Raw genomic sequence first — 25,358 nt, forward strand, 5'->3', positions numbered from 1 at the left:
CTCCTTGAGCAGGGATTCAGGGTTCGGAAAACGGGGCTCAGATGCCCCAGGCGAAGGGGTCCTGCTCGTCGATGAGCAGGGTGCTGTCGGCGGTGAGGTGGGCACGCCCGGTGATGAAGGGACGGATGCGCTCGCCCTCCCACTCGTAGTGCCCCTCGAAGCGGCTGCCGGTGATGCTGGCCTGCACCCAGCGCTGGCCGGGGGCGAGCTTGCCGTCCGCCGCCAGGCAGGCCAGCTTGGCGCTGGTGCCGGTGCCGCAGGGGGAGCGGTCGTAGGCCTTGCCGGGGCACATGACGAAGTTGCGGCTGTCGGCCTCGGCGTCGGCGGCGAACAGCTCGACGTGGTCGATCAGCGCCCCGCCCTCGCCGTGGATGCCCTGGGCCTCCAGGGCCCGCAGCATCGCCCAGGTGTAGGCGGTCAGGGCCTCGACGTTGTCCAGCTCCAGGCGCTGGCCGTGGTCGTTGACCAGGAAGAACCAGTTGCCGCCCCAGGCGATGTCGCCATGGACCACGCCATGGCCGGGCACCTCCACCGGCACCTGCCGGCGATGGCGGTAGGCCGGCACGTTGCCGAGGGTGACGCGGCCGTCCTCGTGGAGGGTGGCGCTGACGGTGCCCACCGGGGTGTCGATACGGTGCTCGCCGGGGGCCATCAGCCCCAGGTGCCGGAGGGACGCCACCAGGCCGAGGGTGCCGTGGCCGCACATGCCGAGGTAGCCGGCGTTGTTGAAGAAGATCACCCCGCAGGTGGCGCCCGGCGTCACCGGCGGGCGGTACAGCGCGCCCACCAGCACGTCGTTGCCGCGCGGCTCCAGCAGGCAGGCGCGGCGCCAGTGGTCGTGCTGCTCGCGCAGGCTGTCGCGCTGCTCGGCCAGGGTGCGGCCGGCGGGTTCGGGAAAGCCGTCCATCACCAGGCGTGTGGGTTCGCCGCCGGTGTGGGAATCGATGACATGGATGCGCTTCATGGGGCGGCTCCGTCAGGTCGGGGAATGGGGGTGATCGATCAGGTGCTGGATGTCGTCCAGCAGCGCCCGGCCGACCCAGACACCTTCGCGTTCGCTGCGCTGGCGGGCGGCGAAACGCCGCTGCGACGGCAGCCGCGCGCCCTGGCCGGTGATGGCGGCGAACAGCGCCTCGGCCCGCTGCCGGCCGGCCTCCAGCTCGCCGCCGAGAAAGCGCGCCGGGTCGAAGGCCAGCAGCAGCTCGCCATGGAGCGGCGTGGCACCGGCGCCGCCGTCGAAGGCCAGGGACTCGGCGCTGGTGAGGTCGCCGATCAGCGCGCCGGCCATCAGCTCGATCATCGCTGCCAGGGCCGAGCCCTTGTGGCCGCCGAAGGTCTGCATGGCGCCTTCCAGCACGGCCCGCGCATCGGTGCTGGGCCGCCCTTCGGCATCCAGCCCCCAGCCCAGGGGAATCGGCTTGCCCTGGCGGGCGTGCAGCTCGATGTCGCCCCGGGCGATGGCGCTGGTGGCGAAGTCGAAGACGAAGGGCTCGCGCCCCTCGCGGGGCCAGGCGAAGGCCAGCGGGTTGGTGCCGAACACCCCCTGGCGGCCGCCTTCCGGGGCCACCCAGGCGTGGCTGGGGGTCATGGCCAGCCCAACCAGCCCTTCGGCGGCGATGGCCTCCACCTCCGGCCACAGCGCGGAGAAGTGGAAGCAGTTGCGGATCACCAGGGCGGCGACGCCCAGCTCGCGGGCCTGCTCCACCAGCAGTGGCAGGCCGGTCTGCAGGGCCAGCAGCGAGTAGCCCCGCTGCGCATCGACGCGGACGATGGCCGGCGCCGGGCGGCTCACCCTTGGTTGGGCTTGCGGGTCCACCTTGCCGCTGCGCAGCGAGTGCACGCACACCAGCACTCGGTACAGCCCGTGGGAGTGGCATTCGTCACGCTGGCCCCGGGTGATGGTGTCGGCGATGGCGCGGGCATGGTCTTCGCCCATGCCGTTGACGGTCAGCGCACGCAGTGCCAGGGCGTGGACCTGGTCGAGGCTGAGGTTGATGAGGTCGTTCATGGCCAGACTCCTTCCGGTCATCAGGTTGCAGAGAGTGGGCTAGGCGCGGCTGGGGAAGGCCGTGGTGGCAGGCGCGGCGTCCGCGTCGGTGCCCTCCTCGCTTTCGTCCTCGCCGCTGAGGCGGATCAGCTCAGCCGGCACGCCGGTGGTGGCGCCCCAGTGGTAGATGCCCAGGGCACAGGCGGCCACGGCGAGGGTGTCGTAGGGATGGCCGAGCACGCCCAGGCCGCCGAAGCTGCCCAGCCAGGAGAGCAGCAGGGTCACGGCGTAGAAGCCGATCAGCCAGGCGGACGAGCGCACCTGCTGGGCGATGCCCAGGTGCTCGGTGGGCACGAAGCGGCGGCACAGCAGGTAGATGACGAACATCAGGATCTGCAGGCTCAGCAGCCAGGACACGGTGCCCCAGCCGGACCAGTAGACGATCAGCGCGGCGATGACGAAGGACAGCGGCCCCATCACCGCCAGGCCCCGCACGCGGAACGGGCGCGGCATGTCCGGCGCGTTGCGGCGCAGGGCCGCCACCGTCACCGGCGCCACCGCGTAGCTCAGCACCAGGGCGGCGGACACCACGTTGATCAGCGCCTCCCAGGAGGGGAACGGCAGGGTCCAGAACACCGACAGGCCGAAGGTCAGCCACAGCGCCGGGCGCGGGATGCCGGACTGCTCATCGATGCGGGTGAAGATGCGGAAGAAGGTGCCGGTCTGCGCCCAGCCGTAGATCACCCGCGGCGTGGCGTTCATGTAGATGTTGCCGCAGCCGCTGGGCGAGACCACCGCGTCGGCCACCACCAGGTAGGCCAGCCAGCCCACGCCCAGCACCAGGGCGATGTCGCGGTACGGCAGGGTGAACTCCTTGGACATCCCGGCCCAGCCGTTGGCCAGCAGCTCGGTCGGCACCGCGCCGAGGAAGGCCACCTGCAGCAGCACGTAGATGGCGGTGGAGAGCAGCACCGAGAGGATCAGCGCGATGGGGATGGTGCGCTGCGGGTTCTTCACCTCGCTGGCCACCGAGATGATCGGCGTCAGCCCCAGGTAGGCGAAGATGATGCCGCCCGCCGACACCGCCATCTCGATGCCCGAGAGGCCGAACGGCGCGAAGCCCTGCACCTGGAAGTTCTCGGGCTTGAAGAAGGTGAAGAGCACGCCGATGACCAGCAGCGGCACGATGAACTTGAACACGCTGACCAGGTTGTTGGCGCGGGCGAAGGTCTTCACGCTGCGGTAGTTGAGCCAGAAGAACAGGCACAGCAGACCGAACTGCACCAGCCAGCCGATCAGCGTCGGGTCGCTGGAGCCCGCCTCGGTGAGGCCCGGGAACCAGGCCGCCGCGTACTGGCGGGAGGCGACCACCTCGATGGCCACCAGGCTGGAGAAGGCGATCAGCGTGATGAAGCCCATCAGGTAGCCCAGCAGCGGGCCGTGGGAGAACACCGGGTAGCGCACCACCCCGCCGGCACGCGGCAGCGCCGCCCCCAACTCGCAGTAGATGATGCCCAGCAGCAGCACCGCGAAGCCGCCGAGGAGCCAGGAGAAGATGCCCGCCGGGCCGGCGATGGCCGAGACGTGGCTGGCAGCGAACAGCCAGCCGGAGCCGAAGATGGCCCCCAGGCCGATGAAGGTGAGGTCCGTCAGGGACAGCTGTTTCTTGAACTTTCCAGACATGGCGTAGCCTTCTTGTGCGTTATTGGATGGGCTGGAGAGATCCCTGTGCAGCACCGGGGCCTGGCGACGAATCAGGCACTGAGACGAACCGGTCCGACGGTATCCCGAGGTCTGCAACGGCCATAGGGTCGCCCGCCCGGACGCCTGCGGGCTTGATGCATTTCCTCGGTTCCCATGACGAAATCGGCACAGTTGGTGCAATGGCCGGACAAGGCTCGACAGGCCCTGGCCGCCTGCGGCAACCTGCCGGCTTGCGTGCACTGGGAGGCCGGACGATGCCGCAGAACCTGCTGGAAGGACTGTTCGCCGAAGAGGGGCTGGAACGCCCCGAGAGCATGGACGCGCTGCTGGCCAGCGCACGGTTGCTATGGCCGATGCTGGATGCGATCCCCAATGCGGCGATCTTCATCAAGGACACCCAGGCGCGTTACCTGCTGGCCAACCGTACCCTGGTCCAGCGCTGCGGCCTGAAGGCCTTGCAGCCGCTGCTGGGCAAGACCAGCGCCGAGGTCTTCCCCGCCCAGCTCGGCCCCGGCTACACCGAGCAGGACCGCCGCGTGCTGGAACAGGGCCAGGTGCTGGAAGACCAGCTGGAGCTGCACCTGTACGGCAGCCGCGAACCCGGCTGGTGCCTGACCCACAAGCGCCCCCTGCACGACCGCGCCGGCCAGGTGATCGGCCTGGTGGGCATCTCGGTGGACCTGCAATCGGCCAGCGCCAGCCACCCCGCCTACGAACGCCTGGCCGCCGTGGACGAGCACATCCGCCTGCACTTCCACGAGCCCATCACCCTGGAGACCCTCACCCGCATCGCCCGGCTCTCCGTCGCCCAGCTGGAGCGCCACTGCAAGCGGGTGTTCCACCTCACGCCCAGGCAGATGATCAGCAAGGCCCGCCTGGAGCACGCCCACCGCCTGCTGCAGACCGACCTGCCCATCACCGACGTCGCCCTGCAATGCGGCTACACCGACCACAGCGCCTTCAGCCGCCAGTTCAAGCAGCTCACCGGCTTCACGCCACGGCAGTACCGGCAGGCGATGGAGTGAGACTCATGAAGGCGCACACGGAGCAGGCAGCTCGTGCGTACCGGCCCCTATGCAGAATGCTGTCGCATCCCGGAGCAACAGGTAGAATCCAACACCCTCCACTACTACACGGATGTTCAATGCGCCCTGCCGCCGCCCTGATTGCCTTCACCTTGCTCCTCGCCCCTGCCGCTTCGGCATCAGCCGCCATCTTCAAGTGCAAGGTGGCCGATGGCACGACCCAGTTCTCCGACCGGCCCTGCGGCACACCTGAAAATCAGGAAGTGATCGCACATGAGACCCCGCCCCCGGCCAAGACAACCGACAGTGCCAAGCAGCCCGACAAGAGCCCCCTTCCGAAAGCAGGCACTCAGACGAGTTACGAAGCAGCCGAGAAGGCCAGCCCACCACTGCTGACACTGGCCGACCTGCAAGGCAAATGGTCGGATCTGGACTTCGACTCCCCCCTGCGTGGCTACTGGGTATTCGGTTCAAACACCCTGCGCATGGACCGCAAGGGCATGGCGATCCGTAACCGCGTCCAGACCGCACTGCGCTTCAAGCTCAAAGGCAATCTGTTGACCATCATCCATGAACCGGATGTCCTCCACGAGAAGCGCTGGGAAGAACGGCTGGTGGTCGAGCGCTACGTACCCGGCCGCCTGATCAACCTCGGAACGCTGGTGCTTTACCGCGTCAAGTGACGCCGCTCCCGCTACGCTGAACCCGAGAGTTTTCGAGACAGCCTCATGAAAAGCATTTTCACCCGTTTGCTGCTGTACACGGCGTTCGCCACCCAGAGCGTGGGAGCCACCGAGCTGCGCATGCTCACTGACGACCACCCGCCCCTGCATTTCGAGCGCGATGGCGAGCTGTTGGGCTTCGACGTCGACCTGCTGCACGCGATCGCCCGGGAGACCGGCGACAGCATCCAGTTGGAGCGAGTACCGCTGTTGCGTGCCCTGGTGATCGCCCGCGAGGCCCCGGACGTGGCCGTCTTCACCATCCTGCGCACCCCGGAGCGCGAGGCCGACTACCAACTGGTCGGCCCGCTGCTGGAGGTCGAGACCGCACTCTACGCCCACGCCGACCACGCCCCCGTCATCACCGGTCTGGACGAGGCGCGCAAGGTGCAGCGCATCGCCGCCCCGCGCAAATGGCTGGTCTATCGCCGCCTGCAGGAGATGGGCTTCGCCAACCTCTACGGCGTCGACACGCCCGAACAGATGATGCGCCTGCTGCGCCTGGGCCGAACCGACCTGGTAGCAGCCGACACCCTCAGCGTCGACACCCTGGCCCGCGGAGAAGGCCTCGCCCCCGAGCAACTTCGCTACGCCGCGCCGGTGATGCACCAGGGCAGCTACATCGCCTTCTCACGGCAGACCGACGCCCGCATCATCGCCCGCTGGCAGCAGGCGCTGGAGACGATGCGGGCGGATGGGCGGCTGGTGAAGCTGGAGAAGAAGTGGCTGGGTAGGCCGAGGTAGCGTTACAGGGCCCCGCTACCTGGCGTTGCCGGGCGGATATGCAGCGAACCGCCATCGACGCGTTCGTCGCGCCGCAGCACGGTCAGAGCCCAATCATCGTCCAGCACCTCGCGCCCCACTGACGAGGGCGTGATCTCCCGTGTGCCCTTGCTCTCGCTCGACAGCGTCCAGCCGATGCGTTCGGCAGGTATCACGAGGCCGCGGGGGTGCAGCAGGTAGAGATAAAGGGACGAATGGTCCGGCCCGTACCTCTGCACCATGCGAACTTCACGGCCCTCGAACAGTAACCTGTGCACCTCAGCGTCCGGCACTGCTTGCAGCGCCTGCAGCAGCTTGGCCACGCGCGCCTCCGTACGGTGGGCCGCCAGCGCCTGGTAATAGGCGTATACCGCGCTCGCCTCGCAGTAGCGCGTGCCGTTGTAGAAGGGCCATGAACTGTCCGAGGCATCACAGGCCAGCCCCTGGTTGAACCAGGCATTGGCCAGCAGCCTGGCGTCCTTGCTGCTGTCGATCAGCGCCTTCCCGGCCTGCAGCGATAGGCCGAGATCGCCATCGCGCAGCGCCACCAGGGAGAGGTCGCTCAGGGCTCGCTCGTCGTGCGGCTGGATGTTGATCGCCAGGTTCAGCTTGCGCAGCGCCAGCTTCAGATCGCCTGCGCCATAGGCCTTCTCGCCCTCCAGCACCAGCCGCTTGGCACGCGCCCGCAAGGCCTCGTCCGTAGGCGGCTGCAGCAATGCTTCGACCTCCGCTATCTGGTCCGAGTCGATGTTCGGGTTCGGCTCCTCGGCATTCGCCGCGGTGTATTGGTGCAGCCAGTCCAGCGGCGTACTCCCCTCCTCCCCCTCGCGATGGGCCTGGATGAAGGGCTCGGCCCCGTTATCCATCAGCAGCCGCACCAGCGCCGGCGAAGCGTAGCGCGCCGCATAGTGCAGCGCGGTCATGTTGCGGGTGGTGATGGTGTAGTAGCAGTCGTCCTCGGGAAGGACCGTCACCGCATTGGGATAGGCACCTCGCGCCAGCAGGATGCGCGCAGATTCGAGTTGGTTGTAATGGGCGGCGTACATCAGCGCCGTCTTGCCGAAGGCGTTGGCCTGGTTGACGTCGGCACCCTGCTCGATCAGGTACGCCAGCGCCTCGGGGTATTCGATGGCGATGGACAGGTCACGGACCTGGCCTTCGATGGCGCGGATTTCGTCCATGGGGCGATGGGCGAGAATAGCGTTGCGCAGAGCCAACTCGGAATCAGGGAAGAAGCGGTTGCGGTCAGAGGAGGAGAACCCCATCCCGCTGCTGATGGCCGACTGCAACGCCATGCTGGACATTGCCTGCGCCTGCTCTGGCGACCAGCCGAAACGCTGCTTGTAGAAGCCCGCCACTGCCTTGATGGCCTGGTCCATTCTCGCCTGGTAGTCCTGCGTCACCCGGTATTCCAGTACACCCGTGGCGGCCCAACGCTGCAGGGCCACAAGGTTGAACGCATAGGGCGCATCACCGGTGCCAGACAAGCCACGAGCCCAGGGCCGGTAATACACCTCAGCCTTGCTCAACATCCTCTTCTCATCCCTGAGCCAGTTCGGGGTCAGGCTTCCACAGCCATAGCCATAACTCCGGCTCCACCCGGACGAAGCGTGCGACAGCTCCGACAAGGCTCGCCTCACCTCGGCCGGCACGTTGCCGGTCAACGCCGAACCGTCGGGGATCACACGGATACGGCAGGCATTGCCCCAGCGCAGGTCGCTCTGCAGTTCGTTGATTTCGAGCGTGCCAGGGGTGCCGTCGCTCTGGCTGGCGATGCTGTAGAACCCGCCCTTGTCACGCCGGAACAAATTCAGGTGGCGTGCCGGCGACGGGCCCTGCTGCACCAGCCTGTCGAGTTCGTCCCATCGACCGGCATCCCGCAGGGCCTCCCGGGAAGCCACCACCTGGTAGCGCGCACAACCACCCCCGCACCCGGGGTGGGTATAGGTGTTGAATACCAGCGGCCCCTGGCCGTCGTTGAGTCCGGCAGGCGTGCCATCCACCGCTTCGAAGCCACGCATCGAGAAGTCGGCCCAGCGCCCACGCGTGAGGAAGTACGCCTTCGCCTCCTTCAACGCCTGCTCACAGAACGCCCCCTTGCCCTCGACCAGGGTCGGGGTGAACCAGGTTTTATGCGGTGCCGGAGGGACATATTCTTCGGCAGCCTGGACGGCACCGAGCAACAGTATCAGGGAAAGGCAAAGCAACGACTTGAAGCGCATGGAACACCTTGTACTCGGAAACATGCTCAGGACTGAGCACTCACATGAACAAGTGGACATGCTTGTGCCTTCGATCAGTACCGGGGTGAACCAAGGCCTGACCAACACAGGGCGTGCAGGCTCTTCAGCGGTCTTTGTGGTGCCAAGCAAAAACATCCTGGGAAGGTAAAACAGCAAGCGGTGGCGCATCGAACATCCTTGTATCGGGGGCTTGATCAGGGCCGCTGTATAGCGTTTTCGGCCCTGGGCCGGCAATGATTCAAAACAGCCGCCTGGCATCACGCGTCCCCACTCCCGTTTCATCCTCCTCGGTTAGCACCTCACCACAGTTCGAGGCTGCGACGCTCCATTGGTGGTTGACCAGGCCGCGGTCGAAGGACTCCTGCCATTCCCAGTATTCGCGGCGTTTTCTTGCGAGGTAGTCCGGGTGCGACTCGCCAGCATGCGCACTGTCGCAGCAGCCCGTATCAAGGAAGGTGTAGCTCACGCGGTAGAAGTGCCGACCGAAACCACGGAACCGCTCATAAAGGCTTGGGCTGTAGTCCAGCTTCGCCGCGGCGACCGGATCGAGCCTTTCTACCTGGCGGGTATCCAGGAGACGGGCGCCACCGGAGTCATCTTTCCGGTAGCTCACCAGCACGTAGGGCTCATGCAGACTGCGTAGGTCGAAACCGGAGCGCTGCGGCGCAATCGGCTCGATGGAGAAGTTCACTTCGAACGAGCGGTCGTTGCGCGAGAACGCTTCCATGAGCTTCGAGAAGTCATAGCGTGGCGGGTTGCGAATGACACCAGTCTTGAGCTTCTGCCCGCCCAGGTACTTATCATGGATGCGGCTGTTCTCCATTCCCAGTCGCACCAGGCTGCGCAGCAAGACCTGACGATGTTCCTCGGGACTGAGGGCACGATCCACAGCCATGCAGATGCCCTCATCGAGACGATGGACCCGGTTCAAGGCGTAAGCGGCGAGGGACAGGAGCAGGGCAAATACGACAGCCAGTGCCGCTGCAAGCAGTCGTTTCTCGAATCGGCGAGTTGATGCTGACATCGGTCATCCTTGATCAAAGGTACAGTGCTGACTCCGGCCAGCCTTGCAGAACATGCTTTTAACTTCCTGACGAACCGCGCTTGAATGCAGGGTTAATCGACCTAGTGCAGGCAGTTATCACAGTACAACTGGAGCCGCTTGAGCCCCTGAATGCGGGCATTATTCAATTCCACCTGGCAAGCCTTGAGAAGCAGTACCTCCTGCCTCTCCGGGTCGCGATAACCCCGTGCCGTAATTGACTGAACGGCACATTCGCGGCTGCGGAATTCCAGCCAGGCACGTTGGGCCGCGTCAAAGAGTTGAAGATCCACCTTCAAACGAGCGCGAATCCCTTGCACCGTCGCATTGAGTTCGTCTTCCGAGCGTTGATGAAGCGGCTCGATGCACGCCACGACCTGATCATTGCTCAGGTTGAAGCAGCCCTCGATCTCACTTTCAGCGCCCCGAGCCTGACTCGCTCCACAAAGGGCCCATGCAAGGGTGAGCAAAGCCATGCGTGGCGACATGTTCACAAAGCACCTCCTCGCGCGCTGGCCTTAAATTCGATTCGCTCCACTTCCTCAACAGCAGCCTTCATGATCGACTTCCAATTCACAAGAGCCCGGTATGGAAAGAGAACCTGCACCAGCAAACCGGAGTCCAGGTAGTAAGATGCCCTGCAGTCCCCGTTTACCTTGTCGGGATCCTTTGGCCATGCCACGGTGCAATATAATTCCCTGACACTCCCTTTAGACTCACCGTATGGAACGTAGATATAGGAGCCAGAGTATTCAGCCTGAGAAACAGGCTCTTGCAGTGGGTATTCGACTAGACCAAGAGAGGGGCGCACAGTTGGCAACCCAAGTCTTTCCTGCTCTATCTGTAAATTTTTTCTCCCGTTCGGATCACCCATTCTTGAAATATCGATCCATGTCAGGCCTTCAGTAGAAAAATTTTTCCTATCGCGTAGCCCGCGGCGATCCATATAGAGCCTAATGGTTAATCTATCCGCCCGCCCTGGCTGAATAACTCCAGAGGAATAAACATCAAAATCCGTGTCTTCTGGCAAACGGAATAGCACCCCACTTATCTCAACAATATTGACATTCCCCTCAACAACCCCATGAGCAGCACGGTACTCCGGCGTATTGACCGAAGGCTCTTTCTCCCCACAACCCACGACCAGCAAGAACATAGCAACAACAGTAAAACGGCCTAACAAACACCCGGGACTTTTCTTATCCATCCTAAAAATCAACGCCCCTAATCAATACTTTCAACAGACACCTCTACTTAAGCAAGGCGACAGGCACAAATGACAATCGCTTCAAACTTCATCTCAGAGGCGAAAGCCAGAAAGCTTTTGATTAAGGCGTGCATGCCCACCACTTGAAGCGGAGTCAAACTTTCATCACCCTGACCTCAAAATCTACTCATCCTTAAGATAGACATCACTCAGAGCACACCTCCTTGCGCTTTAACTCTATTTCTCGATGCTTTCCAATTCTCGACGAACTTCACCCATGATGACTTCCCAATTCACAAGAGCGCTGTATTCGAAGAAAACCTGCACCATCAGCCCTGAAGGTAGAAAGTAGTAAGCTCGACAACTGCCATTTCTTTCCTTCAACTCGCTCGGCCACCCTACTGAGCAATAGAACTCCCTACCATTCCCCCGTGCGCCTTCAGCGGCCACGAAAACAAAGGTTCCGGAGAACTCGGCCTGTGCTGCAGGCACTTTCAATGGATATTCAATAAGCCCCCATTCGGGGCGAGCAATAGGGAAACCGGCTCTCTGTTTTTCACCCTCGAAATAGGATTTTCCATTCGGATCACCCATTTTCGAGATTTCAACTCTCACCCGACTGTCTCGAGTGACTGGTGGTGGACTCCCTTTATGAATGCCCGCCTGATCTATGAAGAGCAGAAGAGTCAACTCGTCTGCCTTGCCCGGGCGTATCTCCTCCATCGAATAGACCTCGAACTCCACATCGCTGGGTACCCGAAACAACACCCCACTGACCTCAACCGTGTTGGCCTCACCCTCCACAATCCCATGCGCCGCGCGGTACTCGGGGCTATTGGTCGCGGGTCTTTCCTTGCCACAAGCAACAAGAGCCATGCAGATAAAAATCGCACTCAAACAGCTGCGAAGCCTGTCAGCAGCACAACGACGCCCTAGCTCTGAGAAGCTCATAAAAAAATCATCGCCTTCCACCAAACGCACCACATTCACCGCTGAAGATACCAACCGAACTTCAGTGCCAAAGGACGATAACTTCACCAAGAAACAGCCCGCCATCAGGCGGGCTGTTTCATTCGCTACAGCCTTACACCTACTGCCAGTTCACCGCGATGATCTGGTTCAACTGATCACGCTGAGCCTGGGTCAGGTTCATCTCCCCACCCTGCGGTGCGCCGAAGGCGGCCATGGCGTTGACCAGGTTTTCCAGCTGATTGGCGTAGAGCGTGGAGCTGCCGGCTTGCACCGCGTCCAGTTTCTGCGCCGCACCCGCGTACCAGTCCTGCACGGTGATGGCGTCGGCCGAACCCAGCACGTCGATCACCAGGTTGTTGCCCTGGCGGGACAGCCAGAGGTTCTCGCGGGTGATGCCTTCGATGCTCAGCACATCGTTGTCGGCGGGCTTGTTCGACAGGTTGTTGATGACGTCCTGGCCGTCGCCGGCGGCGAAGCGGTAGGTGTCGTTGCCGTCCCCGCCGATCAGGTAGTCATTGCCCTTGCCGCCGCGCAGCGTGTCGTTGCCTGCGCCACCGTCGATCAGGTCCGCGTCCGAGGAACCGAGGATGTTCTGATCGCCTGCCTGACCCGCCAGGACGGTGCCGAAGGATCGGTCGTCCGGGACGTTCAGGTAGTTCGGCGAGCCGACGGTGTCCGGGTTGGTGAGGCCGAATGCGCTGAACACCTGGGCAGCCGTCATCTGCCCGCCACCGGAGAAGGTAATCACGTCGACCACGGCATCGCCGCCCAGGAACCAGTTCTTCAGGGTGACCTTGTCGGTGCCGCCACTGATGTTGAGCACCAGGTCGTTGCCGCTCTTGGTCAGGCCGCTGCCCACCTGGTTGAAGGTGATGCCTTCGAAGCGCAGGGTGTCGTAGCCGCCACCGGTGTTGTCGATGACGTCCTGGCCGCTTCCGGCGCTGAAGACGTAGGTGTCGTCGCCACGACCACCGAGCAGGGTGTCATTGCCCTGGCCACCGACGAGGGTGTCGTTGCCATTGCCCCCTTCCAGGCGGTCGTTGCCGGCACCGCCGGACAGTGAGTCGTTGCCGTTGTAGCCGAGCAGCAGGTCGCGCTGGGCGGTGCCGTTGAGGGCGCCGTCGTTGCCCGCCGTGCCTTGCACGGTGTTGTCGAAGGCTGCCACCGGCGTTGGCATGGCGATACCGAACGCGCCGAAGATCTGCGCGGCGGTGAGCTGGCCACCGGTCTCGAAGGTGAAGGTTTCCACCAGGTTGTCGCCCCCCAGGAAGAAGTCCTTCAGCGTCACCTGGTTGGCGGTACTGCCGTTGACCTTGAGGATCAGGTCGTTGCCCGACTTGGACAGGCCCGAGCCCACCTGGTTGAAGGTGATGCCTGCGGCGAAGCGCAGGGTATCCGCTGCGCCGCCCGACTCCTCGATCACGTCCAGGCCGGCGGTGTAGACGTAGGTGTCGTCACCCACGCCGCCCAACAGGCGGTCATTGCCCGCCGCGCCGGTCAGGGTGTCGTTGCCGGCCCCCCCGATCAGCACGTCGTTGCCGGCGGTGCCAGTGAGCGAGTCGGCACCGCCCAGGCCGGGAACCGGCGGTTGCCCGGTACCCGGATCGGTCGGATCGGTGGGGTCAGTTGGATCAGTGGGATCGGTCGGGTCGGGGGTGCCGCTGCCATCGGGGAAGGCGGTGATCAGGCTGGCGATCTGCGCTGTGGTGAGGTAGCTGCCACCGTCGTCCGGCTGCACGTAGTCGATGGCGGAGTCACCACCCAGGAAGTGGTTGGTGATGCGCAACTGGTTCTTCATGTCCTTGTCGACGAGGATGACCAGGTCATTGCCGTCGCGGTGGAAGCTCAGGCGCGCACGGGCCACGCCATTGAGCACGAAGACGCCGTCGAAGCCGCCACCGGTGTTGTCGATGACGTCCATGCCACCACCGGCGCGGTAGTAGTACTTGTCGTCGCCGGCACCGCCCACCAGGCGGTCGTTGCCGTCCTCGCCGTCGAGCACATCGTTGCCCACGCCACCGATCAGGGTGTCGTCACCCGAGCCCGCATTGCCACCGTTGCCGCCGGAGAGGTAGTCGTTGCCGTCACCGCCCTCCAGCTGGTCATTGCCGCCCATGCCGAACAGGGTGTCGTTGCCGGCCAGGCCGCGCAGCAGGTCGCGGCTCTCGTAGCCCGATAGCTTCTCTGCTACAGGCGAGCCGCTGATAACCGCGCCGTACCCCCCTTCGACACCTTGCGCGGCAACCATATGAGCGATTCGCACAGCATCGATCAGGTTGCCGCCATCGGGTTGAACGTAGCTGATCGCCTTGTCACCCCCGAGGAAATGCCCCAATACCCGAACCGACTGCTGGGAGTCAGCATCAACTTTTATCAGCAGGTCATCACCCTCACGACTAAAGCCGAGGCGACTGGCTGAAATGCCGCCGTTGAAGAAGATGCCGTCGTTGCCGCCACCGGAGTTATCAATGATGTCGGTACCGTCTCCCAAGCTATAGACATACTTGTCGTTGCCCAGCCCCGCTGCCAGCAAGTCGGCGCCGCGCCCTCCTATCAGTTGATCGTTGCCCTCACCACCGAACAGGCTGTCATTGCCTTCCTCACCGTCCAGATAGTCGTTACCCGACTCTCCGTGCAGTGCATCGTTGCCAGTCCGCCCCCAGGCTTTGTCGTCCCCAGCACCGAGACGCATGGTGTCATCCAGGGTGCGATAACCAATGAAGCTGTCAGCCGAGGCGGTGCCTTCGTAAACCACACGGTGTTCCACTTCGGTGAGGCTGAGTTCGCTTCCATCCTCGAACGTGAGCCGCTCGAGCTTGAAGTGATCGGTCGGCTCCTTGAACCAGTTCTGTACCGTGATGGAGTCACTACCATTGGCATGCTCGATGATCAGATCCAGCCCTTTGCGCTTGAAGGCCAGGTCAGTGGCGACAATGCCTTCACCGAAACTGAGCGTATCAGGGGCGGACTGGACGTTGGTGTAGGCCTGATTGGAACGGCGCTCGATCAGGAGATCTCGTCCGTCACCCAGATTGAAGCGGTAGGTGTCCTCACCAAATGAGCCATACAGCGTGTCGTTGCCGACTCCACCCTCCAGGATGTTATCCCCCTGGTTCCAGGCATCGCTGTATGCCTCGATCACATCGTTACCGGTGCCACCGATGAGGGTATCGAAACCGGTGCCCTTCAGGCTGTCATCACCGTCTCCGCCGAGCAATTCACCACTGCCCTCGAGGGTGTCATTTCCTGCACCGCCATCAAGTACGCCCTGCCCGATGAGGCTGTCATCACCGGCATCACCGAACAGGCGGTCATCTCCCCAACCGCTGTCGAGGGTGTCGTTGCCATCGCTGCCATGCAAAATATCGGCGTCGCCACCACCCTGGAGCAGGTCGTTACCGCCATCGCCGAACAAGGTGTCATTGCCATCGTTGCCAAACAGCGTGTCACCATCTTCCTGGCCATGAATTTCGTCGTTCCCCGCCTGTCCATGAACGGTGTCAGCACCTGCGCCGGCCTCAATAGCCAAGCCATCAGGATGACCATGAATGACATCGGCTCCAGCGGTGCCAGCCACGGCCTGGCGCGCGATGGCCAGCGCATCAAGAACATTGCCGCCAGCAAACTGAATGGACTCGACACCACCGCTGCCTGCTCCGCTGGACAGTGGGTCGAAGTGTTTCTGAACGCGAATGACTTCGCCGCTGGCATTGATCGTTATGAGCAGGTCATCACCCTCTCGCCGCAGGGTCAGTTGATCCAGCGTCAGGCCATCGAGCACCAACCGATCATTGCCTTCGGCATCATCAATGACATCACTTCCATGCCCAACACCGTAAAGGTAGGTATCGTCTCCCTTTCCCCCCACGAGCATGTCGTTGCCCTGGCCCCCGACCAGCGTGTCGGCACTGTCGTAACCATCGATGCGTTCATCATCAGTCCCGCCGATGAGCACCTTGGCCAGCAGGTCCTGGCGGCTCCATATCACCCCATTGAAGAAGACGACCTGATCGATCGACATGGAGGATTTGCCCTGCGCCAGGAAGAAACCCTGGACCGTCACGCTGTCATCCGTGCCATAGGTCATGAGCAGGTCCTGACCGATACGAGCAACCTTGATGGAATCGGCAGTCACACCTTCGCCAAAGCGAATGACATCCTGGCGATCGGAGGCTTCATCGTCGTTGCGGATGATGTCGTGGCCATCCCCCACCGCAAAGGCGTAGGTGTCCTTTCCGCGCATACCCGACAGGGTGTCATTACCTTGACCGCCTCGGATGAAGTCATCGCTGAGGTAACCGATCAGATTGTCATCACCTTCGGTACCGATCAGCGTCATGGCCTTCAGGTCATCGGAGTCCAGCACGGAACCATCGGTGAAGAACACGCGATTGAGCGGAGCGAAATCGGTCAGGAAGAAATCAGCGACCGTAATCTGGTCATCGCCCCCCGAGATCTTGAGCACCAGATCATGCCCTGATCGCCGAGCGCCCAGCTGCTCACGGGTAATGTCGCCTTCAAGGCGCAGAACGTTTCCTTCGAAGATGCCGTCCGTGATGCGATCCTGGCCATCTCCACGCTTGAAGAGGTAGGTGTCGTTGCCGGCACCGCCATTCAAGTCGTCATTTCCGAGGCCGCCAGCGAGGGTATCGTCCCCAGCCGCCCCCTTGAGAAGGTCGTTGCCAGCGAGGCCTTCAAGCTTATCGGCCGATGCGTCATACCCGATGAGCTCATCAGAGCCACCAGTACCGATCAGCACCATGCGCTTGATGTCTTCAACGCCCCAGCGCGTCTTCGAGCTGAGGAAGGTGATCCGATCTACGGCCCTGGAAGTCGATGCATCTGCCTCGAAATAGCCTTGAACCCGCACGCTGTCCTGCGTGTTCCTGATGCTCAGAACAAGATCGTTTCCCTGACGCCTGGCCAGTACATCCTCAGGGAAAATCTCTTCCTGGAACTCGATCGTGTCGAGTGAGCCGTCCGAATCGCTGTTGTCTATCAGATCAGCGCCATCCCCCTTGGAGAAGGCATAAGTATCGGCACCGGAACCGCCAATCAGGGTGTCGTTACCGGAGTCACCAATGAGGAGATCATTACCCGAGCCGCCGAGAATCCTGTCATCACCCTGCTTGCCATTGAGGGTGTCGTTCTCGCTGCCACCATCGAGCAGGTCGTTGCCCTGGCCTCCGTCGAGCAGATCGACACCCGCATCACCCTGCAGCGTGTCATTGCCTGCACCACCGAAAACCAGATCATCATCGCTACCACCGGACAGCGAATCGTCTCCATCCAGCCCCTTCAGCAGATCATTTCCAGCGCCTCCGGAGAGGGTGTCATTGCCTATCGTGCCCTGCAGTACCTGATCGTTGTCATTACGTCCCGAGGTATCGCCAGCAGCGCCGACGGGCGGAGCCTTTGGCGCGCCCGGATCGGTCACGACCGAGTTTTCGGTTACGGCGTTGGCCGCCTTGGTAGAAACGCTGCCATCGGGCCATACCACGTGCTCGGTAACAGCACCTGCGGGTACCTGCGCGTTGCCGTATGTATCCATCACCGGGGAGAGTATGTTTCCAGCCGCATCCTTGTAATAGAGCATCGGCCCGCTCAGCGAGACCGCGCCAGCCTTAACCCATGTCGAAGGATCGTTGAGATTGATGCCGGCCATCGTCTTGTCGATACCCAGCAGCTGCCCACCGAACCAGGCGAACGTATCGAGCGTATTCCCACCCAAGGCGCCGTTCAGCATGACCTGAGTGATGGTTTCAGCGCTTTTGCGTTTACTGAGATCAACCTTGGTCAACAGGTCGGAAAGCTCAAGAGTGCCTCCCCCTGCGAAGCTGACCTTGGAGATTCTCAGGAACGAACTGTTCGGCATGCTGATCCTGTCAGCACCGTAGTTAATGTAAGTGGTGTGTGGGCTCTGCTGAATCAGCAGACTCGCTGCGTCGATACCCGCACCGAAGACCAGGGTCAGTGCACCGCTGTTATCGCTGACATAGTCGAAGCCATCTCCGCTTTCAAAGCGATAGGTATCGTCACCCGCACCGCCAAACATGTAGTCCTCGCCGCGGCCACCGACCAGAATGTCGTTGCCTTCCTGAGCGAGCAGGTCATCGTCGCCGCTATCGCCGAAAAGCATGTCGTTACCGGCACCGGACTGAACGTGGTCGTTACCCGCGCCACCACTCAAGGTGTCCTGGCCGATATACGACAGAACGGTATCGTTGCCTCCATCTCCATAGAGGATGTTGCGGTCATCAGAGGTAGAGTCGAACCAGTCCTGCACCCAGTCCGAACCGTCGCCACCATGCAGTTCGTCGCTGCCGGCTTCTCCGAACAGGGTGTCATCGCCACCGTCACCATAGAGTGTGTCGTTACCGGCGATCCCGACTATCGAGTCATTGCCATCGCCACCACGAACATAATCATTGCCTTCAGCAGCGAAGATACTATCGTTACCTGAACCGCTGTTAATTACATCATTGCCCACATCAGCCCAGATAATGTCACTGCCCGCGCCACCATCAATTACATCATCACCTGTTTGACCGAATAATCTATCATCACCATCGCCTCCGAATAGATAATCATCGCCCTCTTGACCTTGAAGCTCATCATTCCCACTATCGCCATACAGAGTGTCATTGCCTATACCAGCTATAACAAGATCGTTTCCTGACCCGCCACTCAGATAGTCGCTCCCCGCGCCACCAACTAGCTGGTCATCACCCGCATCGCCAAACAACGTATCACTTCCACCAAAGACAGTGTCCTCACTGTTTTCCACATCACCAAACAGAAAATCTCGGCCCTCACCACCATAAATCACATCATTGCCACCACCACCAATGGCATAATCGTCACCGCGACCGGCAATTATTAAATCATCCCCATTCATCTCAATGGGCATATCAATATAATCCGTCACGAAATGAACGCTTTTCTTAGCGTAATTTTCTTTAGTCTCTCGATCACCGATTAGACGATCATTTCCCTCTCCACCTATAAGTGTGTCTGAGCCCGACTCTCCGTTAATCCAGTCGTCACCATCCCCACCATCGAGATAATCGTTATAACTGGATTTATCATGGGAGAAATCAGCCTGCAGCCGAACACTCATGTCCAGCGCTGTTGTAGCATCCTCGTCCGCTTTGAAATACCCATCACCTAAAATATTATCATTACCCTCATCGCCGAATATACGATCTTTTCCAGCCCCCCCAGTCAATCCATCCCCACCAGCCCCACCATGAATCTCATCATTACCACCACCGCCACTTACACGATCAACACCCGCCCCTGCATCCAAATAATCATTTCCACTTCCTCCGACATCATTGCTATAACGTGTCTCACCATACAAATCATCCCCACCGTCCCCACCCTTAATATAATCACTCCCCTCCCCACCGTGCAGGACGTCGTTACCAGCTCGACCGTCAATAAAATCATTACCATCATTCCCACTTAGCCTATCACCTACCTGGCCGCTATCCCTGCCAATGAGCGAATCATTCTTTTCTCCTCCTTCAAACGCAGCCAAGCCAAACTGGGAGCCGTCAAATATAATTGACTCTTGATTAAGATATGATTGATCTAGACTATTCCCCAGATCATCAACCTTACCCTTGGTATCATTACGCGCATCTCGCCCCCCCAAGACATAATAATTATGGGGATCAATTGACCCATCACTGGGATCAATGAAATAGGCCTGTTTCAGCACGCCTCCCCCTACGACATAAGGACCTGACCCAGGCTCGGGGATAGTCGCGAAGCCTCCCTTGCCATCAACAACACTTATATGAAAATTATTCTCAAATCCATTTTCACGGGAAAAGAAATTTCTAACCAGCATGCTGCCACCGCCCGAAGCTTGAGATATTGAAACGTATAAATCTCCATTATCTCCACGATGGTAAGAGTTCCCTTGTCGGTCTATGAACTCAGTTAACGAACCTCCGACCTGCTCTATTTCAATAATCAGCTCACCAAGAATATTTAAGTAATTATTCCCCTGCCGATCGTAAACCTCATCGCTACCACCATTTTTCTGATAATAATATTCATCATCACCCGCCCCGCCCTCTAAATAGTCCCATCCCTCGCCGCCTTTAAGGGAATCATTCCCCCCCAAGCCATAGAGTCGATCACTCTCTCCTTGCCCTTCGATAACTTCTCCCGCTGCCCCTCCAAAAATCACCTTATGAGAATCGCCCCCAACACCTTGTCCATCAATTGAAAGACTCAACGGCGCGCCACCACTTAGTCGCCGAGAAGGATCCAGATCAACAAAATCCCAGTTACCAATTACTGCATTGGTATCCCAATCACGATTATATGGCTTGTGGCCATTCACATTAGATAGATCATTATCATCTAGCAGCCCTTTATCAAAGGCAACTTTCCAAGTCAGCATTGCTGCGCGATCTTTTATATATGATTCTGTCATATCCCCCTGCCCCGTGAGGGGATCATGCAGATCTAAAGACCTATCGCCGTTATACTTATCGTACGATATGCCAGTAACAACAAACGGGTTAAGTTCGCGCAATGCAAAGCGCCAAGCGATATCACTCAGAGAGTTCTGCACTATCTTGCCTTGCGACAAGTCAGCATCTAGAGCGAGCATTGAGCCGGAGGTAACAGGCAAAGGGGTCATGATAGTTCCCGAGGCCCCAAAAATCAGGTTACCGAGCTTATCTATCAAATCCATAGTATTGTTTCTGTCACGATCATGGAGCAATTCATATAGCTCCACACCTGCATCCGCACCGAAAACTGCACCCACGACAGCCGACGCAAAAATAATTGCCCCAGCAACTGGAGCAGATATAGCTATTCCTGCCGCAGAAAGAGCGCCAACAGCAATACCCGCTACTACAGAAGCAACAGCAGCACCAACTTCAGAGCCGATCGTATCAGCGGCCCAAAGCTCCATGACTCTCTTGGCACCCTCTACATCACCAGACTCATGCGCTTCAGCCGATTGTATTGCAGCCACTGTAAAACCAAGTACAGCTCCAACAAGTGGAATTTTATTGAGTACTCGCCCGCCGGAGTTCAGTCGAGGTGACGTTGCTGCACCCACCCCACCTTCAAAGACCACCCTCTGTTCAGGCGACAAACCCTTGACATAGTCAACCCACGACCCCAGCCTTTGTGGATCTTTTAAATAGCCATGGATCTCGTCATTTGTCAGGGAAAGGTAGCTCTCAACCTTCCCATCAGCCAACCCGCTAAAAAACACCTGCTGCAAAGAGTTCGCAGAAATAAACTCATTAACCTTACCAAGCCCCAAAGCATCCCTAATAGCAACCAACTCTGCACGAGGAATCCCATCGACCTCCTTAATTTTAGAATTCTCCAGCAGAGCAGGAAGCTCACTGGTAAAAAACACGCTTTTATCCGAGACATTTGCTGGTGCAATAACTCTAAACGAACCAGATGCATCTTCGACAAATTTCCTGGAAGCAATATCCCAAATCGAAGTGGAATTGATTCGCTCTAATTCAAGATTCTTTCCCTCATAAAGTCCACGAAACACCTTCTCTATTTGAGACCGTTGCTCAGGACTGGCAGTCCCAAGGCTTCCACCCTCACCAAGAACCTCTCTTACAACCGCAGCCCCAAGTGCTCGCCTGAAGGCCGGGCTATTCACAAACCTCCCAACCTCACTATCAATGACATCTACGGCTCGCCCGGAGGACTGATTTTTTACATCCTTTGCTAGATCACTTGAATATTTTGCCCCTTCAACAGTCGAACCACTATAGAGGAGATAGACACTATCTTTAGACGCATTAACAACCTTCCCAGAAACCTCATTAACCAGAGAAAAAATAGACTCAACAGTCGAATAATCGCCACCACCCAATCTAAAAATAGCGTCATCATAAGAAATCATAACTTAGAGCTCCTCCTTGAACTCTGGATTAATCTTGTCTAGCTCACTCTCCACACCAACCCCATACCTACCCAAAATAGGCATAGCATCCTTCAGAAAAGCTGAAAGCCTTGCTCTATCCTGAGCGAGCAACTGCCCACCTTTAAACTCAACCAGATCCCCCAACAAACCATCAACATAAACCTCTTGTGTTAACCCATCTAAATAAACGTAAAACGATGCCCCACAAGAACCCTCTCTATCACTAGGATAAGGAAACAAATAATAATTGTTACATCTATCAATAACCCAAAACAGCTCTCCCCTGCCAACAAACCCATTAATCTCAAGCCATGCTTTCTTTGCAGGATCACGACCTGCATCAGAAAGCACTTTCTCTCGATCCGCACTACTCATTTTCTCTAAAACATAAGACATAGAAGCGCTCCAAAAAAATAGAATACAGCCAGAAACAATTCATACCATTCAGGTTGAGCCACCAACTCTAAGAAAAGCACACTACACATTACCCCTACATTTAAATCAGAGCACCCTGAAAGAAGCCTTTAAAAAAGGTCCGACAGAATTAATACCCTCAAGATGAGACCACCCAAGAACCCACAACAAATACTTTAAATATAACTTTTATAGCAAGTATAAGCCTGCCCTCTGAGAGCATAGGCAATCTTGTGCAGTATCGGCCTGATAGCACCAAGTCGAGGCGCGTTTTCAAGAAGAGATTCATATTCATCCTTGAAGCGGAGTGTTCGCCGACGATCCTGTCGGCTCCCGGGGGAGATGACGTAGAAAACGCCTTTGGCAGATCAGCGTCAATCGGGCCGATGAAGATTTTGTGAAGCCGTTCAGGGAACCCTGAAATTCCACAAACTCTACTTGAAAACCCCATTCCAGAGCCTTCCAAGCCTGCTTCACGCTTGACCATGCCAAGTGAGCCAACAGTAGATGCACCCAGGCCCCGCGTAGTTGACCCTTCTTCTCGCCCTCGTTATCGTTCGCCCGCCGCTGCTAGCCAGCGGCCTGGGATTGGCGTCCCGGTGACTCAGGCGGATACACAACCGCCACCGAGCGGTTTTTTTGTGTCCGCCGCATGGCTCACCCTTATGGGCGGGCCGTGCGTGGGTGCCTTCGGGCACGCCGGCCCTGAGTCCGGTACGCCAACCCGCACGGCCTGCTCACCCAAATTGGCGTTTGGGTGGCGGGGAGCACATAGCAACTCAGGAGTTTCACCATGCTCAGCTGCACGCTTAGGCGTCTGGACGATCTGCAAGACCACCTCGAACCGTTGCGCGGTGCCGACAGCGCACTGCTCCGATCCAATGATTTCGATACACGGCTCGATGAACTGCATGCCATCCGCGTGGAGCTGGCACGCCTGCCCGGTGTCGGACACGAACTGGCTCGGGTGAGCGGCGCCCTGGAACTGCTGCTGGGGTTGCTCCTCGACGCCGATACCCACGGGCCAGACTGCGCAAACCTGCATTGCCTGCTGTCGCTGCTGGCACGGGGGCTGACCCAGGCGGAAGAGACGCTGGAACAGGTCATCTAGGGTCGCCAGGGCACACGGCTTTTTCTTCGGTACTGCAGGGGCTTTTAGATACAGAGGGCTGCGGAGCGCGACACCGAGCGTTCCGCCTCGATCAGCGAAGCGGCAGACCGGCATCCAGCCGGTCCGTCGCGTCAAGCCCTACGGGTTCAGGCAAGGGTTCTCTGGCCTGGGCCATGACCACATCGCGGCAGGTGTCTATCCGCGTTGAGTCGGCATCCACTCAGGCCAGGAAAGAACGGTACCGCCCCATCAAATCCTGAACGTATCCACCAGCTGCTTCAGCCGGCTGACCTGCTGATCCAGCTCGGTACAGGCCTTCAGGCTCGCCTGCAGGTTGTGCACGCCGTCCTGGTTGAGGACGTTGATCTCGGTGATGTCCATGTTCAGGCTTTCGATCACCGAAGTCTGTTCCTCGGTGGCGGTGGCCACGGACTGGTTCATGCCGTCGATCTCGCCGATGCGGCGGGTCACGCCACGCAGGTTTTCGCCGGCCTGGCCGCCGATGCGCACGCTGTCGTCGCTGAAGTGGCGGCTTTCGCCCATGGTCGCCACGGCGTCGCGGGCACCGGTCTGCAGCTGCTCGATCATCTGCTGGATCTCCAGGGCCGAACTCTGGGTGCGCTGGGCCAGGTTGCGCACTTCGTCGGCCACCACGGCGAAGCCGCGTCCCGCCTCGCCGGCGCGGGCGGCTTCGATGGCGGCGTTGAGCGCCAGCAGGTTGGTCTGCTCGGAGATGCCCTTGATGACGTCTAGGATCTGGCCGATGTCGTTGCTCTTCTGGCTGAGCACTTCGATGTGGTTGCTGGACGCCTGGATCTTCTCCGACAGCTCGCCCATCGCCACCAGGGTGCGCTCGACCATGCCCTGCCCTTCCTCGGCATCGCGGCGGGCGTCGCTGGCCTGTTCCGAGGCGTCGGCGGCGTTGCGGGCGATCTCCTGGGCGGCGGCGCCCAGTTCGTTGATGGCGGCGGCCACGCTGTCGGTGCGGGCGGCCTGCTCGCTGGAGTTGGTCATGGAGGCGTTCGACGCCTGCACCACGGTGCTCACCCGTTCGTGCACCTCGCGCGTGGCGGACGCCACTTCGCGGATCGATTTGTGGATGCGCTCGACGAAGCGGTTGAAGGCATCGGCCAGCTCGCCGAACTCGTCACGGGAGTCGATCGACAGGCGCTGGGTCAGGTCGCCCTCGCCCTCGGCGATGCCGCTCATGGCGTGGCTCATCACGTGCAGCGGGCGCAGCAGGATGCGGATCAGCCCGCCCAGCAGCAGGAGGATGGCGACCACGCCGATGATGGTCGACATCAGCGCGGAAACGCGGAACTCCTGCAGGGCGGCGAAGGCCTTGGACTCGTCGACGGACAGGCCCACGTACCAGCGTACCCCGGTCAGCCCTTCCACCGGCAGGAAGGTCACGATCCGCGCCTCGCCGTTGCGGTCGCTCACGCTCTGCAGGGCGGACTCCAGGCGCGGCGCGGTGCCGGTGAACAGGTCCGGCAGCTTCTTCAGGACCAGCTGCTGGTCGGGGTGGACCAGCACCGTGCCCTTGTCGTCCACCAGGAAGGCGTAGCCCATGCCGCCCAGGTCGAAGGAGTTGAGGATCTCGTCGACGGTCTTCAGCTTTAGGTCACCGCCGACGACGCCCTGCAGGGTGCCCGAGGCATTCACCGGGCGGGTGATGGTGATCAGCAGGCCGTCGCGCGGGTCAGCGGCTAGGTAGGGCTCGGTCAGGCCGGGGCCGCTGGTCTGCGCCGCCTTCTTGTACCAGGGCCGCTGGCGCGGGTCGTAGCCGGCGGGCAGTTCGCTGGGCGGGAACTGGGTGTAGGTGCCGCTCGCCTGGCCGTAGTACGCATAGAGGAAGGCGGAGGCGATGCTGCGGTGCTGCAGGCTCTTGGCCAAGGCGGCCTCGCTGGCGTCGTCCTCGATGGACTCGGCCAGGTTCTCCAGCAATTGCATGCGGCCCACCAGCCAGTGCTGGATGTTGCCCGTGGAGACCTGGCCCACATCGTTGAGGTAGTTGGCAAGGTTCTGGCGGATGGCGTTCCGCTGCAGGTAATCGTTGTACAGCGCGAAGGACGCGAAGGCAGCGATCACCACCAGGGAGGCTGCCACCATGATCTTGTGGCTGAATTTCAGGGTTCGCATGGAGGAACTCGCTCAACAGGTGCAGATAGAGAATGGTGGCCACAGGGTCCGTCGGCATCCAGCCGGTAATCGACTGGGCACGGACGCAGGACCGTCCCT

The 25,358-nt window shown here is 60.3% G+C and carries 15 protein-coding genes and 1 pseudogene; 4 read left to right on the top strand and 12 right to left on the bottom strand.

Annotated elements, in window-relative coordinates:
• Positions 1 to 37: 37 nt before the first annotated feature.
• The 3 genes from A9G05_RS13085 to A9G05_RS13095 are packed head-to-tail and all read right to left on the bottom strand — an operon-like array spanning position 38 to position 3,670.
• Complete coding sequence (locus A9G05_RS13085) at positions 38 to 964, bottom strand: 4-hydroxyproline epimerase (RefSeq protein WP_069561402.1); 927 nt, start codon at positions 962 to 964, stop codon at positions 38 to 40.
• Positions 965 to 976: 12 nt separating this feature from the next.
• Positions 977 to 2,008 carry an Ldh family oxidoreductase gene (locus A9G05_RS13090; protein WP_069561403.1) on the bottom strand — a complete coding sequence of 344 codons (1,032 nt, stop codon included), beginning with the start codon at positions 2,006 to 2,008 and terminating at the stop codon, positions 977 to 979.
• 39 nt (positions 2,009 to 2,047) lie between these two features.
• On the bottom strand, positions 2,048 to 3,670 hold the full coding sequence (locus A9G05_RS13095) for an APC family permease (protein WP_069561404.1): 1,623 nt from the start codon (positions 3,668 to 3,670) through the stop codon (positions 2,048 to 2,050).
• Positions 3,671 to 3,945: 275 nt separating this feature from the next.
• Here A9G05_RS13095 and A9G05_RS13100 point away from each other — a divergent pair, with 275 nt between their 5' ends.
• From A9G05_RS13100 to A9G05_RS13110, 3 genes are all read left to right on the top strand, one after another.
• Positions 3,946 to 4,716, top strand: a complete 771-nt coding sequence (locus A9G05_RS13100; protein ID WP_069561405.1) for an AraC family transcriptional regulator — start codon at positions 3,946 to 3,948, stop codon at positions 4,714 to 4,716.
• Positions 4,717 to 4,835: 119 nt separating this feature from the next.
• On the top strand, positions 4,836 to 5,399 hold the full coding sequence (locus tag A9G05_RS13105) for a DUF4124 domain-containing protein (RefSeq protein WP_069561406.1): 564 nt from the start codon (positions 4,836 to 4,838) through the stop codon (positions 5,397 to 5,399).
• 45 nt (positions 5,400 to 5,444) lie between these two features.
• Positions 5,445 to 6,182 carry an ABC transporter substrate-binding protein gene (locus A9G05_RS13110; protein WP_069561407.1) on the top strand — a complete coding sequence of 246 codons (738 nt, stop codon included), beginning with the start codon at positions 5,445 to 5,447 and terminating at the stop codon, positions 6,180 to 6,182.
• Positions 6,183 to 6,184: 2 nt separating this feature from the next.
• Here A9G05_RS13110 and A9G05_RS13115 read toward each other — a convergent pair whose 3' ends face one another.
• From A9G05_RS13115 to A9G05_RS27265, 7 genes are all read right to left on the bottom strand, one after another.
• Positions 6,185 to 8,422 carry an ankyrin repeat domain-containing protein gene (locus tag A9G05_RS13115; protein ID WP_069561408.1) on the bottom strand — a complete coding sequence of 746 codons (2,238 nt, stop codon included), beginning with the start codon at positions 8,420 to 8,422 and terminating at the stop codon, positions 6,185 to 6,187.
• A 259-nt stretch (positions 8,423 to 8,681) separates the two neighbouring features.
• Positions 8,682 to 9,467, bottom strand: a complete 786-nt coding sequence (locus A9G05_RS13120; RefSeq protein WP_083272572.1) for a hypothetical protein — start codon at positions 9,465 to 9,467, stop codon at positions 8,682 to 8,684.
• Positions 9,468 to 9,568: 101 nt separating this feature from the next.
• The gene (locus A9G05_RS13125; protein WP_232060851.1) at positions 9,569 to 9,973 is read right to left on the bottom strand and encodes a lysozyme inhibitor LprI family protein; all 405 of its coding nucleotides are present in this window, start codon (positions 9,971 to 9,973) and stop codon (positions 9,569 to 9,571) included.
• Positions 9,974 to 9,975: 2 nt separating this feature from the next.
• Positions 9,976 to 10,692: a hypothetical protein gene (locus A9G05_RS27255; RefSeq protein ID WP_139131150.1), complete on the bottom strand. Its 717-nt coding sequence runs from the start codon at positions 10,690 to 10,692 to the stop codon at positions 9,976 to 9,978.
• Positions 10,693 to 10,929: 237 nt separating this feature from the next.
• Positions 10,930 to 11,748, bottom strand: a complete 819-nt coding sequence (locus tag A9G05_RS27260) for a hypothetical protein (RefSeq protein ID WP_139131151.1) — start codon at positions 11,746 to 11,748, stop codon at positions 10,930 to 10,932.
• A 34-nt stretch (positions 11,749 to 11,782) separates the two neighbouring features.
• On the bottom strand, positions 11,783 to 21,571 hold the full coding sequence (locus tag A9G05_RS13130) for a calcium-binding protein (RefSeq protein WP_139131152.1): 9,789 nt from the start codon (positions 21,569 to 21,571) through the stop codon (positions 11,783 to 11,785).
• 3 nt (positions 21,572 to 21,574) lie between these two features.
• Complete coding sequence (locus A9G05_RS27265; RefSeq protein WP_139131153.1) at positions 21,575 to 21,988, bottom strand: hypothetical protein; 414 nt, start codon at positions 21,986 to 21,988, stop codon at positions 21,575 to 21,577.
• Positions 21,989 to 22,799: 811 nt separating this feature from the next.
• On the opposite strand from A9G05_RS27265, the gene A9G05_RS13145 reads away from it, so the two are divergent.
• Entirely contained in the window at positions 22,800 to 23,117 is a 318-nt protein-coding gene (locus tag A9G05_RS13145; protein ID WP_021220744.1) for a DUF1484 family protein, read from the top strand.
• A 249-nt stretch (positions 23,118 to 23,366) separates the two neighbouring features.
• Here A9G05_RS13145 and A9G05_RS28445 read toward each other — a convergent pair whose 3' ends face one another.
• Both A9G05_RS28445 and A9G05_RS28450 read right to left on the bottom strand, forming a co-directional pair.
• Positions 23,367 to 24,131, bottom strand: coding sequence for a methyl-accepting chemotaxis protein (locus A9G05_RS28445; RefSeq protein WP_371850563.1), 765 nt, complete (start codon positions 24,129 to 24,131; stop codon positions 23,367 to 23,369).
• Positions 24,132 to 24,224: 93 nt separating this feature from the next.
• Positions 24,225 to 25,259: pseudogene (locus A9G05_RS28450) on the bottom strand (cache domain-containing protein); the annotation flags it as partial.
• Positions 25,260 to 25,358: the final 99 nt, after the last annotated feature.

This window comes from Pseudomonas sp. ENNP23, assembly GCF_001728945.1.
Lineage (GTDB): Bacteria > Pseudomonadota > Gammaproteobacteria > Pseudomonadales > Pseudomonadaceae > Metapseudomonas > Metapseudomonas otitidis.